At 54.5% G+C, this 16707-nt stretch carries 16 protein-coding genes; 10 read left to right on the top strand and 6 right to left on the bottom strand.

Going from position 1 to position 16707, the window contains the following annotated elements; genetic code table 11:
• Nucleotides 1–37: 37 nt before the first annotated feature.
• Nucleotides 38–682, top strand: a complete 645-nt coding sequence (locus tag CPA56_RS03675) for a YceI family protein (protein ID WP_182040702.1) — start codon at nt 38–40, stop codon at nt 680–682.
• A gap of 179 nt (nt 683–861) precedes the next feature.
• Here the strand turns inward: CPA56_RS03675 and CPA56_RS03670 are convergent, their stop codons facing one another.
• The 3 genes from CPA56_RS03670 to CPA56_RS03660 all read right to left on the bottom strand — a co-directional run bounded on the left by CPA56_RS03670 (nt 862) and on the right by CPA56_RS03660 (nt 3298).
• Nucleotides 862–1662 carry an SDR family NAD(P)-dependent oxidoreductase gene (locus CPA56_RS03670; RefSeq protein WP_182040701.1) on the bottom strand — a complete coding sequence of 267 codons (801 nt, stop codon included), beginning with the start codon at nt 1660–1662 and terminating at the stop codon, nt 862–864.
• An 87-nt stretch (nt 1663–1749) separates the two neighbouring features.
• On the bottom strand, nt 1750–2340 hold the full coding sequence (locus tag CPA56_RS03665; protein WP_182040700.1) for a CarD family transcriptional regulator: 591 nt from the start codon (nt 2338–2340) through the stop codon (nt 1750–1752).
• Between the two features lie 82 nt (nt 2341–2422).
• Nucleotides 2423–3298 carry a bestrophin family protein gene (locus tag CPA56_RS03660; protein ID WP_182040699.1) on the bottom strand — a complete coding sequence of 292 codons (876 nt, stop codon included), beginning with the start codon at nt 3296–3298 and terminating at the stop codon, nt 2423–2425.
• Between the two features lie 111 nt (nt 3299–3409).
• Between CPA56_RS03660 and CPA56_RS03655 the strand changes: the two genes are divergently transcribed.
• A complete protein-coding gene (locus CPA56_RS03655) occupies nt 3410–4531 on the top strand; it encodes an S-(hydroxymethyl)glutathione dehydrogenase/class III alcohol dehydrogenase (RefSeq protein WP_182040698.1) in 1122 nt (373 codons plus the stop codon).
• Nucleotides 4528–5379 (top strand): S-formylglutathione hydrolase, encoded by an 852-nt coding sequence (gene fghA, locus CPA56_RS03650; protein ID WP_182040697.1) that lies wholly within the window; start codon nt 4528–4530, stop codon nt 5377–5379. Before CPA56_RS03655 ends, fghA begins: the two co-directional genes overlap by 4 nt.
• A 55-nt stretch (nt 5380–5434) precedes the next feature.
• On the opposite strand, the gene hisI is transcribed toward fghA, so the two are convergent.
• A complete protein-coding gene (hisI, locus tag CPA56_RS03645; RefSeq protein WP_182040696.1) occupies nt 5435–5857 on the bottom strand; it encodes a phosphoribosyl-AMP cyclohydrolase in 423 nt (140 codons plus the stop codon).
• The gene (gene ygfZ / locus CPA56_RS03640) at nt 5854–6705 is read right to left on the bottom strand and encodes a CAF17-like 4Fe-4S cluster assembly/insertion protein YgfZ (protein WP_182040695.1); all 852 of its coding nucleotides are present in this window, start codon (nt 6703–6705) and stop codon (nt 5854–5856) included. The genes hisI and ygfZ overlap by 4 nt, the downstream gene beginning before the upstream one ends.
• 108 nt (nt 6706–6813) lie before the next feature.
• Here ygfZ and CPA56_RS03635 point away from each other — a divergent pair, with 108 nt between their 5' ends.
• From CPA56_RS03635 to CPA56_RS03615, 5 genes are read left to right on the top strand one after another with little or no spacing between them, the layout of a single operon-like run.
• A complete protein-coding gene (locus tag CPA56_RS03635) occupies nt 6814–9177 on the top strand; it encodes a cache domain-containing protein (protein ID WP_182040694.1) in 2364 nt (787 codons plus the stop codon).
• Complete coding sequence (locus CPA56_RS03630) at nt 9174–9992, top strand: MlaE family ABC transporter permease (RefSeq protein WP_182040693.1); 819 nt, start codon at nt 9174–9176, stop codon at nt 9990–9992. The genes CPA56_RS03635 and CPA56_RS03630 overlap by 4 nt, the downstream gene beginning before the upstream one ends.
• A complete protein-coding gene (locus tag CPA56_RS03625; protein WP_182040692.1) occupies nt 9992–10726 on the top strand; it encodes a P-loop NTPase family protein in 735 nt (244 codons plus the stop codon). The genes CPA56_RS03630 and CPA56_RS03625 overlap by 1 nt, the downstream gene beginning before the upstream one ends.
• Nucleotides 10727–10736: 10 nt before the next feature.
• The gene (locus CPA56_RS03620; protein ID WP_182040691.1) at nt 10737–11708 is read left to right on the top strand and encodes an MlaD family protein; all 972 of its coding nucleotides are present in this window, start codon (nt 10737–10739) and stop codon (nt 11706–11708) included.
• Nucleotides 11705–12493 (top strand): hypothetical protein, encoded by a 789-nt coding sequence (locus tag CPA56_RS03615; protein ID WP_182040690.1) that lies wholly within the window; start codon nt 11705–11707, stop codon nt 12491–12493. Before CPA56_RS03620 ends, CPA56_RS03615 begins: the two co-directional genes overlap by 4 nt.
• 63 nt (nt 12494–12556) lie before the next feature.
• Here the strand turns inward: CPA56_RS03615 and bioB are convergent, their stop codons facing one another.
• Complete coding sequence (gene bioB / locus CPA56_RS03610; RefSeq protein WP_182040689.1) at nt 12557–13552, bottom strand: biotin synthase BioB; 996 nt, start codon at nt 13550–13552, stop codon at nt 12557–12559.
• Nucleotides 13553–13672: 120 nt separating this feature from the next.
• Here bioB and CPA56_RS03605 point away from each other — a divergent pair, with 120 nt between their 5' ends.
• Nucleotides 13673–14509, top strand: coding sequence for an acyl-ACP desaturase (locus tag CPA56_RS03605; protein ID WP_182040688.1), 837 nt, complete (start codon nt 13673–13675; stop codon nt 14507–14509).
• Nucleotides 14510–14537: 28 nt separating this feature from the next.
• On the top strand, nt 14538–16643 hold the full coding sequence (locus CPA56_RS03600; protein WP_182040687.1) for a M13 family metallopeptidase: 2106 nt from the start codon (nt 14538–14540) through the stop codon (nt 16641–16643).
• The last annotated feature ends 64 nt before the right edge of the window (nt 16644–16707 follow it).

The raw sequence follows: 16707 nt of genomic DNA, 5'->3' as shown, positions 1-16707 counted from the left end.
TGGTCTCGTGATGGCCGTTTTGGAAGGATGATCTGTCATGCTGTTCCGGCTACCTGCTGTTTGTGCTGCCGCTGTTTTTGCCTGTTTCATTCCGGTGGCAGCGTCGGCGCAGGTGGTGACGGATTCCGCCCAGATACAGCCTGGCTATTATAAGGTTGAACCTCAGCATACTCAGGTCAGTTTTTCGGTCCTTCATTTTGGGTTTACTGTCTACGAAGGGCTTTTCTCTGGTGCTTCGGGCACGTTGCAGCTGAATCCTCAGCAGCCAGAGTCTTCCAGTCTGTCCGTTTCTGTTCCGGTCTCCTCAGTAATGACAACCAGCAAAAAGCTGACTGAGGAGCTGCGTGGAAGTGAATGGCTGGCTGCTGGGCAGTTTCCGAGAGCAGAGTTTGTATCTGTCAGTGTTAAACTGACGGGGAGGGATGATGCTCTGGTTACAGGTAACATGACAATGCACGGCATAACTCATCCTGAAACGCTGCACGTCCATTTTGTCGGGGCAGGCGTCAATATGCTGGATAAGAAATATACGGTTGGATTCGATGCAACGGCAACAATCAAGCGTAGTGATTTTGGCATTAAGATGTTCATTCCGTATGTCAGTGATGAAGTGGAGTTGCGGATTGCTGGGGCTTTTGAACGGCAGGATGTGGCCCTCTCGACGAATTCGGATGATATGTAAAATTTAGGAATGTTTCTCTTGAGGGAGAGAGGCAGAGATATTGTTGGCATAATAAGTTGGCATAAAGCTTATTTTTTTCCTTAAACCTACCTATCAAAAAAGAAGAGAGAGTGAATGCACGCTCTCTCTCCATACAAAACAACCTTTTCCTCACGGAGAAGGGGAAAACTCATATTAAATCATGAAGACCAATTATGCTCAAAATCTCCATAAAGAGTCAGCCCCCCATCAACATAGAGTGTCTGGCCAGTTACATAGCTACTCTCATCCGAAGCAAGAAACCCCATTGCATCAGCAATTTCCTTGCTCTCACCAGGACGTTTCATTGGGATGTGACTGGCGACGGCTTCATACTGTTTGGGATCTTTAACCCAAGAGTCATTGATCGGCGTAACGATAGCTCCAGGTGCGACTGTATTGAAACGGATACCACGAGAAGCATATTCCAGAGCCAATGTACGGACAATATTGTCCACAGCCCCCTTGGACGCCGAATAACCCAAATAATGTGGTTTAGGAATCAGTTGATGTACAGAAGAGTTGACTACAACCCGCCCCTTGATGCCATGTTCCAACCAGTAACGTAGGGCTGCACGACAGCAGAGCATGACCCCGGTTACATTGACTGCCATGACTCCTTCGAAGTCAGTCAGTTTCACGTCTTCAGAAGGTGAAGGTATCTGATAACCTGCGTTGCAGATCAGAACATCCAGACCTCCCATGCTTGCAATACTTTTCTGAAAAATGCTTTCCACGGCATCTTCCTGAGAAATATCACCAGCAACGATAACATGTTCACCAGAAGCAGCTTTTGGCAAAGATGCCAATACAGGCTTCAGTTTTTCTTCTTTACGGCCGTTAATGGCAACCTGTGCCCCATGCTGAGCAAAATACTGGGCAGCAGCTTCACCAATCCCCTGTGAAGCTCCAGTAATCAGAACTTTCTGACCGGCGAAACGCTTCGATGACATTGTAGACATAACCTCAAACCTTTCCCACCAGAATATCTGACGGACGTTCCCCCCCTCAGAAAAGACAACAGGTCGGGGAGGGGGGTATTGAGAGGATCAGGCGTTTTTCATGGTCTGGGTCAGGTCTTCCAGAACCTTGGCCGGATCCTTGTTTTCCAGAACGGCCAGCTCAGCAACGAAACGCTCCTGAGCTGCCTCAAAAAGCTTACGTTCAGAGAAACTACCATCAAGACTGTCGACATTACGACGAAGATCACGAAGGACCTCAGCAATCTGAACGAGATCACCAGAGTTGATCTTTTCCTGATAGGCCACAGCCCGACGTGCCCACATCCCACGGCTGACATGCGGCTTACCCTTGATGACCGCCATGGCCTTGTCCACGATCTCACGGGTGGCAATCTTGCGCAGACCGGACTTGCGAGCCTTGGCCAGTGGAATGCGCAACGTCATTTGGTTCCCGGGGAAAGAAATCTGGATCATTTCGATCTTCGTATCTGCGATTTCTTCCTCACCGATCCTGTCAACACGACCCACACCGTGAGCGGCATAGACAATGGCATCACCCTCGCGGAAAGGATTCTTTTCCTGCTCTGGGTCTTTCTGACGGGCAGTGTGCTCGGCGGCCGCACGGGCCATCTCGTCAGTGACACCACCCTTCTGGGGCATTCTGAAGCTGTTGTTCATGTGCGGGAGAATAACAGAAAAACACGAATGTGTCTTGCATAACGTAAAAAGCTACTCTCCCGTAATCTGTATCTTCAGTTATTCAGGGCATTTGTCCGAAACGGAGTGTTGGTAATGGGTGATATTCCAGCCCTAAAGGCTGGAGCAGATCACGTTCAATCGTGCGACTCATGGTCAGCATGGGCAAAGCATGAGGGCTGACCTTGAAAGGTTCCTGAAGGTTGCGGCCACTACGATCCAGCATCTGGAAAAGAACGCCAATGATGCTGGAACCGAGAGGCGTGATCCAACCCAATGTCTGCACGGCTGAAAGGGGCAGCAGAATACAGAAAAGATGAGTCACCGCATTGGGAAGAATCGAATACTGTATTGGCAGAGGCGTGTTGCGAATACGCTCCAGTCCGCCCTGCGCATTGGCCAGATCAGACAGGATGCGATCCACCGTACCATGTACGGCACCATCCACATGCCTTTCCTCTACAAGCTGACGCACCGACTGTCCGATTCGATAAAGGAGTGCATTGGCCGGATTGCCGCAGGAAAAGACAAATTCATATGTCTCTGCATCCAGAAGACTCCTGATGGCCTCATCAGGCTTGTTGCCACTCAGCGATGCCTTCAGGATGTAGGGGTAGGCAGCCATGGCCCGGACAAGGTCAGGCTGTCCTCCAAGGAGGGAGGCTACTTCTCGTCCAAAAGAGCGACAGTTGTTGGTGATGGATCCCCATAATGTCCGTCCTTCCCACCAACGGGCATAGGCAGCATTGTTGCGGATACCCAGAAAAATGGCCAAGGCCGATCCCATGAGGGAAAAAGGAAGGGCGGGCTGTTCCATCCATTCCTGATGAAATATCTGGAAAAGAATGACCACCACGCAGTCCCATCCCGTGAGGATGACAAGAGGTGGGAGGATTTCCCGGAACAGTATGGAGATGCCGTAGCGGCGTTTGATGATCAAGGTGGCAAATTCCTCACATATGGAGTGGTGAATATGTCAGGGCTTGAAGCCCGCTCATTCTGTGGCACAATTCGGACCAAAGAAACAGCGACAGATCAGGATAATTAAGATATGGACGTTCGTGCTGCAATCGCTCTTGAAGCAGGCCAGCCTCTGGTCGTGGATACCGTCCAGCTGGAAGGACCTCGTGATGGTGAGGTGCTGGTGGAAATCATGGCGACAGGGCTATGTCACACAGACAAGTATACACTGTCCGGTAAGGACCCGGAGGGTCTGTTCCCGTCCATTCTGGGGCACGAAGGTGCCGGAATCGTCAGGGAAGTTGGGACAGGAGTAAAACACCTCAAACCCGGCGATCATGTCATTCCCCTGTACACGCCGGAATGTCGTGAGTGCCCGTCATGCCTGTCCCGCAAGACAAATCTCTGTACGTCCATCCGTGGAACGCAGGGAAAAGGTCTCATGCCTGATGGAACGACACGTTTTTCTTACAAGGGAAAGCCGGTCCATCACTATATGGGCTGTTCCACCTTTGCCAATTTCACGGTCATGCCAGAAATTGCACTGGCAAAGATCCGTCCGGATGCACCATTCGACAAGGTCTGTTACATCGGCTGCGGAGTAACGACCGGCATTGGAGCCGTACTGTTCACGGCCAAGGTTGAGGCCGGATCGACCGTTGCTGTATTCGGGCTTGGTGGGATCGGTCTGAATGTCATCCAGGGGGCCAAAATGGTTGGTGCCAACCGCATCATTGGCATCGACATCAATCCTGAACGGGCAGCCATTGCCCGGAAATTCGGCATGACGGATTTCGTCAATCCGAAAGATCTGGGTGAGAATGGCGATCTGGTCGGTCATCTCATCGAACTGACCGGAGGTGGAGCCGATTACACGTTTGAATGTGTGGGTAACGTGACCCTGATGCGGCAGGCTCTGGAAAGTGCCCATCGTGGCTGGGGGGTATCCTGCGTGATCGGCGTGGCTGGTGCTGGGCAGGAAATCAGCACGCGTCCGTTCCAGCTGGTGACGGGCCGCCGCTGGATCGGTTCTGCTTTTGGTGGTGCCCGTGGTCGCACGGATGTTCCGAAAATCGTGGACTGGTACATGGAAGGTCGCATCAATATTGATGATCTCATCACACATGAGATGAAGCTGGATGACATCAACAAAGGCTTCGACATGATGGCACGGGGTGAGGGCATCCGTAATATCGTGAACTACGCATTATGACAGTATCGCCATTCACACTCATCGAGCGTCATGCCTGCTGTGGAGGGGAAGTTCACTTCCTCTCCCACAGGTCTGAGACACTTGGACTGACGGCAAGGGTCAACATCTTTCTTCCGGAGAAGGCACTGGCCGGGCAGACAGTTCCGGCAGTGTATGTTCTGGCTGGACTGACCTGCAATCAGGATACGTTCCTCATAAAAAGCAATGCCATCCGTCATGCGGCTGAACATGGATTGGCTCTGGTGGCACCGGATACTTCCCCAAGAGGAGCGGATGTGGCTGGCGAGGATGCGTCCTATGATCTGGGGACGGGGGCCGGCTATTATGTTGATGCCACTGCAGACCCATGGGCAGCCCATTATCGCATGGGATCATATGTCCGCCATGAACTGCCCGCTCTCATAGAAAAACATTGTCCCGTCAGGACAGAAAAACGAGGCATCATGGGGCATTCAATGGGGGGTATGGGAGCACTTTCAGTCGCACTGGGTGATGCCGACGCTTGGACGACCGTTTCCGCCTTTGCTCCCATTGCAGCACCTTCACAGGTGGACTGGGGGCAGAAAGTAACGTCCAGCTATTTTGGTGGCCATGAGGCGGAGTGGGGACAATATGACCCATGTCTTCTTCTGAAGGGTGGGCGTACCCATCCCGGAACGCTGCTGATTGATCAGGGCCTTGATGATGAATTCCTTGACCGTCTGTGTCCGGACGCTCTGGAAAAAGCAGCGCGGGAGGCCGGACAGTCCTTATGCCTACGCCGTCACAAGGGATATGATCATTCTTACTGGTTCGTACAGAGTTTCATACAGGATCATCTGAAGCATCACGCTGAAGGCTTGTCCTGACCCAGTTTCGGGAGAGTCCCCCTTTCATCGGATGTATGGAAGGGGGATTTTTCTGTCAGGCTGATACATCCTTTCCGTAAAGGTATTCTGGCTGAATGTCCGGTTCAGTCAGGCTGACGAGACCGGACGGAGTGATGCTCTTGTAGAAGCAGCTGCGACGGCCAGTATGGCAGGCCACTCCTTTCTGCTGGACAGTCAGAAGCAGGCAGTCTGCATCACAGTCCAAGGCTGCTGCCAGAAGATGCTGTTCCTGACCGGAAATTTCTCCTTTACGCCAGAGCTTCTTACGGCTGCGGGAATAATAGCAGACCCGACCAGTCTGCAAGGTTTCGGTCAGGGCCTCCCTGTTCATCCAGGCCAGCATGAGGACATGCCCTTCACTGTCCTGTGCAATGGCACTGATCAGACCATGCTCGTTGAACTGTACCATATTCAGCAGGGTGTGCAGTGCCGTTATCGGTAAGGGAGTCCACGTCATGTCGGTTGCTGACCTTCTTCACTACTATCATTTTTGGGAAGCCAGTCTGGCCAGTCCAGTCTGATGGGCTGATCGCCCAGCATCAGTTCCGCTTCGGTAGACCAGGCCTTGCGATGGAGCAGAGCCAGACCACGCTGACCTTCACGAGATCTTAGCTCTCCTACGTCCTGGCCGTTCAGTGTCACGGTACCGCCATCAGGCAGGGTTTGCCCGGTGACTGAAACGACAGGCAATATCCGTTTCTTAATAAGACCCCGGTAATGGGTACGGGCCGTAACCTCTTGTCCCAGATAGCACCCTTTGGTCCATGAGACACCGTTGAGATGGTCCATGTTGGCTTCCAGAACCAGAGTCTGACCGATAATGATGTCTTCATCATCCGGAACGCCGATCAGCAGGCGACGGGACAGCAGGGTAGGGTCCTTTGAAAAATCATTGTCATCACCAGAACTGACGGGGACCAGTGCCCGCCACCCGAGGGCGGGATGGCGCGGGTCCATTGCTTGAATGATGGCATTTTCTAGAGGAGGAATGTCCGGAGCCCCCGTCAGGACGAGATGATCCAGCCGCTCGATCTGCACGTCGGCACGCAGCCTGAAACGGCGCAGGGATTTCATGAAAGAGTCGACCTGATTCTCAGGCAGGTCCAACAGGAGAGACGTTTCCGTCTTCCAGAGAAAAAACAGTGTCTGGATGCGGCCCTGCGCATTGAGCATGGCCGTCCAGCAGGTGCTGTTGACCGGGAGGGACTGGGCATCACCGGTTATGAGGCCATTCAGAAAGCTGGTACGTTCACTCCCTGTTAATGAAATGACAGCACGGCGTAAAAGATGGTTGCGCTTCATCATTGTCCGCATGATAGTGGTGAATAAGGGAAAGAGAACTTCGCCCTATTTCAGCATGGGATACAAGGTATCATTCCAGGATACCAGACGACCAAAGGGGATTTTGAAGCCTTGGCGACAGATGAGATCATCAATCCTGCCATTGATACGACAGGACGAAGGTGGCAGCTCTTCCAGTTCATCGGGCCAATTCTGGGCGTGATTCTGGTCATCGTGACCATCGCCATCGTCACTCTGTATACTTATCGGACCATGCGGGAAGGGGCGATCACCCTCTCACGGAATCTGCTCAGAAGCCAGCAGCGGTATATCACGGAAGAAGTCAGTCACTACCTGTCACCGGCAACGGGCATTTCCTTCATGGCCAGTGGCCTGCTTGCCGGTAATGACATGAAAGTCAATGCTGACAACTTCATGGCTCTTGGGCGTTCCGTTCTCCGGGGGATGCCCCATGTGGACAGTTTCTACCTGGCGGATGATCAGGGACATTTCTGGATGTCCACCCGTCGGGAAGGGGAATATGAGGAGACGACACTCCAGCAGGAGGATGGTGCTCCCTATTACCGGCACAGGATCACCGACAAGGATGGCCGGTTCATTTCCACGGACCGTCTGTCAGCAGAGGGTTATGATCCCCGTCTGCGTCCCTGGTACAAGGGAGCACTCCGTTTTGAGGATCGTGCGCCAGATCACCGCCTGTTCTGGACAGACCCGTATCCTTATCTTTCGACACGCCAGTTCATCGTGACGGCTTCGATGGCCTTCCGGACATTGGACGGGCATCATATCGTGTTCGCCATCAGCATCTCGCTGAATCAGCTGACGAGATTCGTCAATAGCCTGAAGGTTGGGAAGAGCGGGCAGGCCGTGATTGTGGATCTGAGCGGGCATGTCATTGCTGGTCATAACATGATGGATATTGGCAAGCCCGGCTTTGATGCCACCAATGTGCATCTTGATCCAAAAACCCAGCCGGTTTTCGTCAAGGCCCTCAATGTGTTCCGCATCATGGGAGATGGAACGGGCATGGTGAAGGCTCGGGGCGAGAGCTATGTCACAATTGCCTCGGCTATGCCTTTGGCCAAGCGGTCCTGGGTTCTGCTGCTGAATGCACCTGAGAGTGACTTTGCCAGCTTCACACATGCGGTGCAGAAACAGGCGGTTTACTTTTCCATCATCATCGTCGGGCTGGCTCTGGTGCTTGCGATGGGGCTGATCTATCAGGGGCGGCGGGTCGTGAAACTCCAGAAAGACCTGACGGCCGTAGCGGAGAAGAAGAAGGAGGATAATGTTGTCCTCCTCAGGATCACCAACACTGAAGGTCTTCTGAATTCCGGACGTGAGCAGCCATATTTCAGTGAAGCACTTGCGGAGCGGGCATCGGCCCGGCGGGCCAGCGTATGGCGTCTGCTTTCCGATGGTGACAGGCTTCTCTGCGAGGACATGTTTGATCGTGGCAGGGATGCTCATGGTTCAGGGATGGAGCTGACCCGGACAGGGCATCCCGGCCTGTTTGAGTGTCTGGACGGCGGTCATGTGATTGACCTACCCAACGCTGAGGAAGATCAGCGTTTTCAGAGCGTGCAGCGTGTTTTCATGCGGATGATCGGTTCCCGACATCTGTTTTTTCTGCCCGTGATGGAAGAACACCGTCCTGTTGGGGCCATCATGCTGGAGGACCCATATCAGCTGGGTGAGGCGGATCGGGTGATCATGCTGATTGCCTCCGTCTTGGCGGTCCGCTTCGGGTATGTGCAGGAAGAGGAAAGGAAGCAGGCCTCCCAGCAGCCGGGGCAGGTGCCTGTGCCGTCTGCGGTTCATCAGTCGAGGCCACAGATGCGGGTCGTGGAAGGTTTTCTGCTTCAGCCGGAAGAGCATGATGGGGACAGCAGGCCAGCCGCAGGTCTTTATCCAACTGTGCCCATCATGGTTCTGGAATTCTCTGAGTCCTATTCTTCCAATAAGGACACGGCTCAGGCCATGCTGGAGCTGGTGGCCGAGCTTGTGAGCAAGATTGAAGGCATTGCGAAGGAGCGGGGCCTGTTCTCGGCGCAGGTGGCAGGTAACCGGTTCATTTTTCTGGGAAGCTGCTCCCAGAATGTGGATGCGGAAGGGGCTGTTCATCTGGCAGAAGCGGCCATCGGGATTCGTGAGGCTTGTCTCATGATCATTTCCCAGATGAACACGCAGCTCATGTTCCGCATTGGCATTGATGTCGGACCGGTTCTCATTGCCTATTTTGGAGAGAACAACGACATCTTCAACCTGTGGGGTGAGGGCCTGACAATGGCCGAAGCTCTTGCTCACAATGCCCCTGACGGTGGACAGATACAGGTTTCCGAGCGGGCCTACCAGACATTGCAGGGAGCGTTCCTGTTCCGTCTGAGGGGTGAGTTCTTCCTGCCCAATAATGGCATTTCCAACAGCTATATTCTGGCGGGCAGGAGCGAGACCGCCGTGGCAGGGAACGCATGAATTTTTTCGAGCGTTTTGCCATCATCAACAGCGGGCTGGCCATACTGGGACGTTTTTCCCGGTCCCAGCCCCGCTTCTTTCTGATCATGATTGGAGCGGCCTGGGGAGTTCTGTTTGAAACATTACATCCCAGCGCATGGCGCAGGACGGTCATCATCGAATTCCGGCGGAACCTGCGTCAGCTCGTTGGTAGCGGTTTTTTCAGTGTCGTTGTCGTGGCCGTCATCACGGGGCTTGGTCTTGTCTCGCAGGCCGTTTACTGGCTGGGGTTCGCAGGCATGTCCCAGATGACGGGAAGCCTGATTTCCAGCGTCCTGCTGCGGGAAATTGCACCCATTCTTGTTGGTGTCATCCTGCTTGGGCGTTCTGGAATGTTGATGCTGACGGAAATGGGGAACCTGACCACAGGCGGACGGCTCAAGATACTGACAGGGATGGGAATCGATCCATTTCTGGTTTTTGTCGTGCCACGGACCATTGCGACGACGGTCAGCGGTTTTACGCTGGGGACCATCTTCAGCGTGATCGCTCTGGCCATGGGGTACGTCGCCTGCTGGATGAAAGGGATCGTGACCACGTCGATCTGGTCTTTCATCTTTGAGGTCGTCAACAGCATGGAGCCGGGGGATTATCTTGGCATTCCCCTGAAATTTCTTCTCAGCGGAGCGAGTGTCGGTCTGTGCTGCTGTCTTTCTGGCATGGACGTGACGGCGGACGACAATCTGACGACATTCATGCCGAGGGGATTCTCGCGGGGCATCATGTCCATTCTGGTCATCAACGTGCTGATCGACATCATTCTGGGGAGTTTCTGATGGCCGAGGATACATCCCTTCCAGAAAGTGATTATGGCTTTGTCCTGAAGCTGGATGATGCCGTTCCCGTTTCTGATTCTACGGGTTTGCCGCCGGTGAAATACAATCTGGCCATGGAGCCCGGCGAGTGTGTGTTCATAGAATGCCGCGATCAGTTCAGGATATCCCAGTTCACTGATTTCTGTGCCGGTCTTCTTCCGGTCAAGAAGGATGCCGTTACGGGAAAGGAGCAGGGAACCGTCAGATGCATGGGGCTGGACTGGTCTGAACTTGATGAGAGGCGGGCACAGGCCCTGCGTGGTCGGATCGGTCGCATAACGGAAGAGAGCGGCTGGATAGATCTCTATGAGATGCACCTGAACATCCTGTGGCCTAGTCTGCATCACAGTCGGGCCTCTTATGACAGGCTGGTGGAAGAGGCAGTTCATCTTTCCCAGTCCTTTGGCATGCCGGGGCTGCCGACACAGTTACCGGAGAAGCTGTCTCCTCTGGACAGGAAGCGTTCTGAATATGTACGGGCTTTCATGAACAGGCCTTCCTTGCTTTTGCTGGAAAATCCCGTCAGTCTCGGCGCACCGGTTGAGCTGTACAATGCGTTTCTGACAGAATTGACGGCAGCACGGGAGCGGGGCTGTGCGGTTCTGTGGATTGGGGCGGAACGTTCGGCATGGGCTGGTTATGCCAGGCCGGGCATGCAGCGTTTCCGGCTCGGTGGTAATGGTCTCGTAAAGTGAGAGATATGTGATGCGTCCCCTACGTTTACGTCGGAACTCCGGTCTGGCTGCTCCCCTGTTCAGAAGTTCCTTCATGGATGAGTGGGTAGGGCTGCTGGTTCTGCTGTCCTTTGTCATTCTGACGGCCGCACTGATAGAGGCAGGTTTCCTCAAGCAGTGGCTGACGCCAGCCGGACGTCTTCATTTTGTTCTGCCAGAGAGTGGCGTGGCAGGGCTGGCCGTCAATAACGACATTGAGGTCATGGGGGTCCGTGTAGGCGAAATCCGCAAACTTGACCTTAACGAGTCTGGACGCATGTATGCGGAAGGTACGATCGAGCCTCATTTTGAAAGGTATATCCGGAGCGACAGCGTTGCGACCATCAAACGTCGTCTTGTTGTCACGGGAGCCGGATATATTGAGATCAGTCGAGGGCAGGGTGCGCCACTGAACTGGGATTATGCAGTGCTGAACACCAGTGTAGAACCGAATCCCGCCGACATGATCGTCCAGACCCTGGTTGATCTGCGTGCCCGCCTTCTGCCGGCCATGGACAATGTGGAAGAGATCACCAGACAGGCCCGGGATATCATGGTCGATCTTCATGCCGGCAAGGGTACTGCGGGTGCCCTGCTGACAAAGGAAGAAACGGCCCAGCGGGTGAACACGATTCTGGCTTCCCTGAACCAGGCCATCCAGGACGTACAGCCTCTTGAGAAAAAGCTTCAGACTACGCTGAATGAGGCCAATGGCACAATACGCAACGTACATGGCATGACGGACAGCCTGAAGGGGGCGACCCCTGACATGAAACGGGCCATCCATAACGTAGCCGACGCTACCGAGCAGCTTCCTGCCGTTCTGGCGGAGGCTGAAGCGACAGCGGACAGTCTGCGCAAACTGAGCGATCAGTTGCGGAGCCTGTGGATACTTGGTGGAAGCGGCAATGGAGGCAAGCCGAGACCCAGTCGTAGGTTGCCCGCTCACGAGGTACGGCCATGAAATTCCGTCATCTCTTCATGTGTCTGTCACTTTGTGCAGGAGGGCTGGCCGGCTGTTTTGGGGGAGGTCATGCTGAATGGGAAGACCCCCGTTATGCAACGATGATGGAAGCAGCTGATAGCGTTTTCAGACTTGGTTATGTCAGGCAGGCCCAGCAGCAGTATCAGGCAGCCTTGGACAGGGCTTTTCTGATTGATGATCCTCGGGCCATTCATGATGCTGGATTCAATCTGGCGACCAGTGAGCTGAGGCTGAAAGACTACAGGAACAGTCTGACCACGTTGGATCGTGTCTCGGCAGCCCTGACGACACGAGGGTGGACAGGGGAGCAGCAGGCGGACCTCCATCTGGTGCGTGCTTCCGTCCTGTATGCTCAAAAATACTGGCAGGATGTGGAAAGCGAAGCTGTGCTTGCCAGAAACAGCACGGACGGAAGTGTACGCTCCAAGGCTTATGCCTTGACTGGGCTGGCAGCAGTTGAGCTGTCTGATCGGGCCACGCTGGAGGATGCCATCAATCATCTGACGGCCAGTAAAAAACTCAGCAATCCGACTGATCTTCAGGAGCTTCTGGTTCGTCGGTCCATGATGGATCAGACCTGGTCTCAGGCCGTTGATGAAGCCAGAAAACTGGTCAGTAGCCGTGAAGAGGAAATGGACTATGAAGCAATGCGTCGGGCATTGCTTCTGGAGGCAAGGGCCTTGCAGGCTGCCGGTCAGCAGGGAGCGGCGGATGATGTGATGAGGCGGTTCACCGACAGCGAGAAAGCGCAGGCGGGTCAGTAACAATAAAAAAACGCTCCAGAAAAATTCTGGAGCGTTTTCCTTTTTCCGTGATGGCTGTTCCTGTCAGGCAGTGGCAGCCTTGTGCAGCATGGGGCTCATGCCCAGCATGGCCAGAAGTTCCGTATCCCTGTTCTGGGCCGGGTTGGGAGTCGTCAGCAGCTTCTCGCCCCAGAAGATGGAGTTTGCCCCTGCCAGGAAACAGAGCGCATGAGTGGACTCGGACATGTTCTCACGCCCGGCGGCCAGACGGACGTGACTGGCAGGCATCATGATGCGGGCTGTGGCAATGACCCGGGCGAAGGTGATGGGGTCCACGGCTTCTTCATCGGCCAATGGCGTTCCTTCAACCCGGACAAGAAGATTGATGGGAACACTTTCAGGATGGGTCGGCAGGTTGGCCAGAGTGGTCAGCAGGCCTGCACGGTCCTGAACATCTTCACCCATGCCGATGATGCCACCACAGCAGACCTTGATTCCGGCATCCCGCACGTTGGCCAAGGTATCCAGCCGTTCCTGATAGGTTCGTGTCGTGATGATCTTTCCGTAGAAATCTTCAGATGTATCGAGATTGTGATTATAATAATCCAACCCGGCTTCTTTCAGGCGGGCGGATTGGCTGGGAGTGAGCATCCCGATCGTCAGGCACGTCTCGAGACCAAGGGACTTGACTTCTTCTACCATCCGGCAGACGGCATCCAGATCACGGTCTTTGGGTGCCCGCCAGGCGGCTCCCATGCAGAAACGGCCAGCCCCGGCCTCCTTGGAGCGTTTCGCATCGGCGATGACACGTTCCAGAGGCATGAGTTTTTCGGCAGCCATGCGTTTGTCGTGGTGGGCACTCTGCGGGCAATAGGAGCAGTCCTCCGGGCAGCCACCACTTTTTATGGAAAGCAGGGTGGAAATCTGTACTTTTGTCGGGTCGAAAAATTGCCGGTGCGCCAGCTGGGCCTGAAAGATCAGTTCCGGAAATGGCAGCGCAAGAAGGGTTTCTGCTTCTTCGCGGGTCCAGTCGTGCCGGAGGGAGGCCGTCTGTGGCGAGGGGCAGGTATGTTCAGTCATCTAGCTTTTGTCTCCAGGGTTGGCCGCCTACACCTACCCAAAAGCCGTTCAGTATGCCATCTGAAAAGTATGGCAAATGCATGAAGTGTTAATGCCGTCACGAGAAAAGAGGGTTTCTCTATGAAACATTGGCAGATTGATCAGATGGACTGGAACGCTTTTGACGCCACAAAAGTGAATCCTGACATCCTCGCTCTGGTAAAGGCGGCATCCGTCGTGGAACGCAATGCACGGGATTACACCCTTTATCTTAAGAATGTGTTTCATGATGATTCAGGTTTTAGTGATGCGGCCCAGAACTGGGCAGAAGAAGAGGTCCAGCATGGGGATGCACTGGGCAAATGGGCCATGCTGGCAGACCCGAACTGGAACTATGCCGAATCTTTTGACCGTTATCGTGAGGCCTACAAGATCGACACTGAGGTGTCTGCCTCCATCAGGGGATCACGTACGGGGGAACTGATTGCCCGCTGTATGGTGGAGACGGGAACGTCTTCTTTCTATACGGCTCTGGCCGACGCCACGGAAGAGCCGGTGCTGAAAGCCGTCTGCAAGCAGATTGCTGCAGACGAGTATCGTCATTTTAAACTTTTCTATGACAATATGCACCGCTATCTGGAACGGGAGAAGCTCGGCCGGTGGTTCCGCCTACGTATCGCCCTCAGCCGTGTCATGGAGAGTGAGGATGATGAGCTGGCGACGGCTTTTTACATCACGAACAGTGAGCGGTTCAGTTCTTATGACCACAAGAACTGTATCGCAGCCTACATGGCCCGGGCTCTGTCATTCTATCGGCAGAGGCACCTTGACCGTGTCACTGCCATGATCCTGAAAACGTCAGGGCTGACTCCACATTCCAGAATGCAGCAGTGGTTGGCCAGAGGACTTCATGCCCTGATTTCCTGGAAACAGCGGTCCTTTGCCCGTCAGCTTGCCAGTCAGGCTGAGCCGGCCTGATTCATAATTTTCCAGCCGGGGTTGTGTCATGAAGATTCCATCGTTCCGTTCTGCTCTGAAACAGGGCAGCATACTTGTGGCTCTGGGGGCAGGGCTGGTTGCAGGGGGGATCCCTACAGGCCAGGCAGCGGCGAAACAGGCTGCCATCCAGCCTTACAGGAACGGTTGGGGATTCGACCAGGCGGGCATGGATCCGTCCACATCTCCGGGGCAGGATTTCTTCACCTATGCCAATGGCCGGTACATCAGGCAGCTGCATATTCCTGATGACATGAGCAGTTACGGCCCCTTTCATGTTCTTTTTGAACTGTCACAGGCAAGGCAGAAGACCCTGCTGGAAGAACTTCTTCCTTATGCCGAGGTTGGGGATGAGCGGAGCAAACTGGCCATATATTATGGCAGCTTCCTGGATCAGAAAGCTGTGGATGCTAGAGGGGGTACGCCTCTGGCTGCTGAGCTGGACCAGATAAGGAGGATGGAGGACAGGCCTTCTTTGGCCCGTCTGTTTGGTCTGGCGGCCGGTTCGCTGTTGTACAGTCCGTTTGCCCTCGATATTGAGCAGAACCAGCAGGATCCGGAGCATTACATGCTCATGCTGGACCAGGGGATGAGCATTGGGATCAGTGGTGGTCTCGGGCTCCCGGACATCAGCTATTATCTTGATCCTGCCCTAGGGTCCAAGAAGAATGCATACAGGGCTCATGTTGCCCGAGTGCTGGCCCTTCTGGGCTGGCCTGAGCCGGAGAACAATGCCTCGGCTGTCGTGGCTCTGGAAACGGCTCTGGCAAAGGTTGAGACACCACGTGACCAGACACGTGATCCCATCAAGCTGTTCAACCCCATGACGGTAAGACAGCTTGTTGCTCTTGCTCCCGACATTGACTGGGTAACCTATCTGAGAACCATGGGGGTTCCGGAAGCCGGCCTCATGGACCGTGTCATCGACGTGCGGGAGCCGAAGTCCATTGCAGACATGGCCAGGGTCCTTGCCCGGGCCGACAGGGTGACTGTCAGGGCTTGGCTGGCTTTTCATCTGGCAGACAATGCGGCTCCTTACCTATCCCATGATTTTTCGGATGAGTCCTTCAATTTCAACGGGCGTGTCCTGACAGGTGTGACGAAGCAGCCCGTCCGCTGGAAGCGGGCCATCCGGGTTACGAACGCCGCCATGGGCTGGGCCTTGGGACGTCTCTATGTACAGCGTTATTTCCCGCCGGAAGCCAAGGAGCGGATCACCGGCCTTGTCAATGAGCTGAAAACGGCTTTCCGCTGGCGGCTGGAACATAATGACTGGATGGATGACGCCACCCGGCGGGCCGCTCTGGTCAAGTTGGACCATTTTGCCATGCAGGTTGGTTACCCCAAAAAATGGTGGGATTATTCGGCACTGGTCATCAAGGCGGGTGACGTATACGGCAATGCGGTCCGCAGTACCGCCTTCAACTGGCGTCATCGTCTGGATCAGCTGGACCGTCCGGTGGATCGGGATGAGTGGGACATGACACCTCAGACGGTCAATGCTTACAATGATCCGGTGAAGAATGAGATCGTGTTCCCGGCGGCCATCCTTCAGCCTCCCTTCTTTGATCCCAAGGGAGACATGGCGGTCAATTATGGTGGCATCGGTGGGGTCATCGGACATGAGATGAGTCATGGTTTTGACGATCAGGGCCGTCACTATGATGAACATGGTCGCCTTCATGACTGGTGGAGCCACGAATCATCACTTGCTTTCGAGGCCAGAGCCAAGAAGCTTGGGGCACAGTATGATGCAGAGGAAGTGCTTCCCGGCCTGCATGTGAATGGCAACATGACCATGGGAGAAAACATCGCTGATCTCGGGGGGCTGAATCTGGCCCTTCAGGCCTATCATGACAGCCTGAAAGGGAAGCCGGACACGACGGTTCATGGCTGGACAGGCAACCAGCGCGTCTTCCTGGGGTGGGCACAGGTATGGCGTGAGAAGGACAGGCCTGATGCCCTGAAGCGTCAGGTCCTTTCCAATGAGCACGCTCCAGCCAGAAGCCGGGTGAACATGCCGGCTCATAATATTGATCTCTGGTACCAGGTTTTTGGCGTGAAAGCCGGGGACAAGCTGTATCTTGCACCAGAGCAGCGGGTCAAAATCTGGTAAGGAAGCTGGACAGGTCATCGTGTGAAGGCCTTCTCCTGCTGGAAAAGCGGGGGCAGGGCTTCAC

The organism is Bombella mellum, from assembly GCF_014048465.1.
Taxonomy (GTDB): domain Bacteria; phylum Pseudomonadota; class Alphaproteobacteria; order Acetobacterales; family Acetobacteraceae; genus Bombella; species Bombella mellum.
This window is presented reverse-complemented; position numbering and strand designations above follow the sequence as displayed.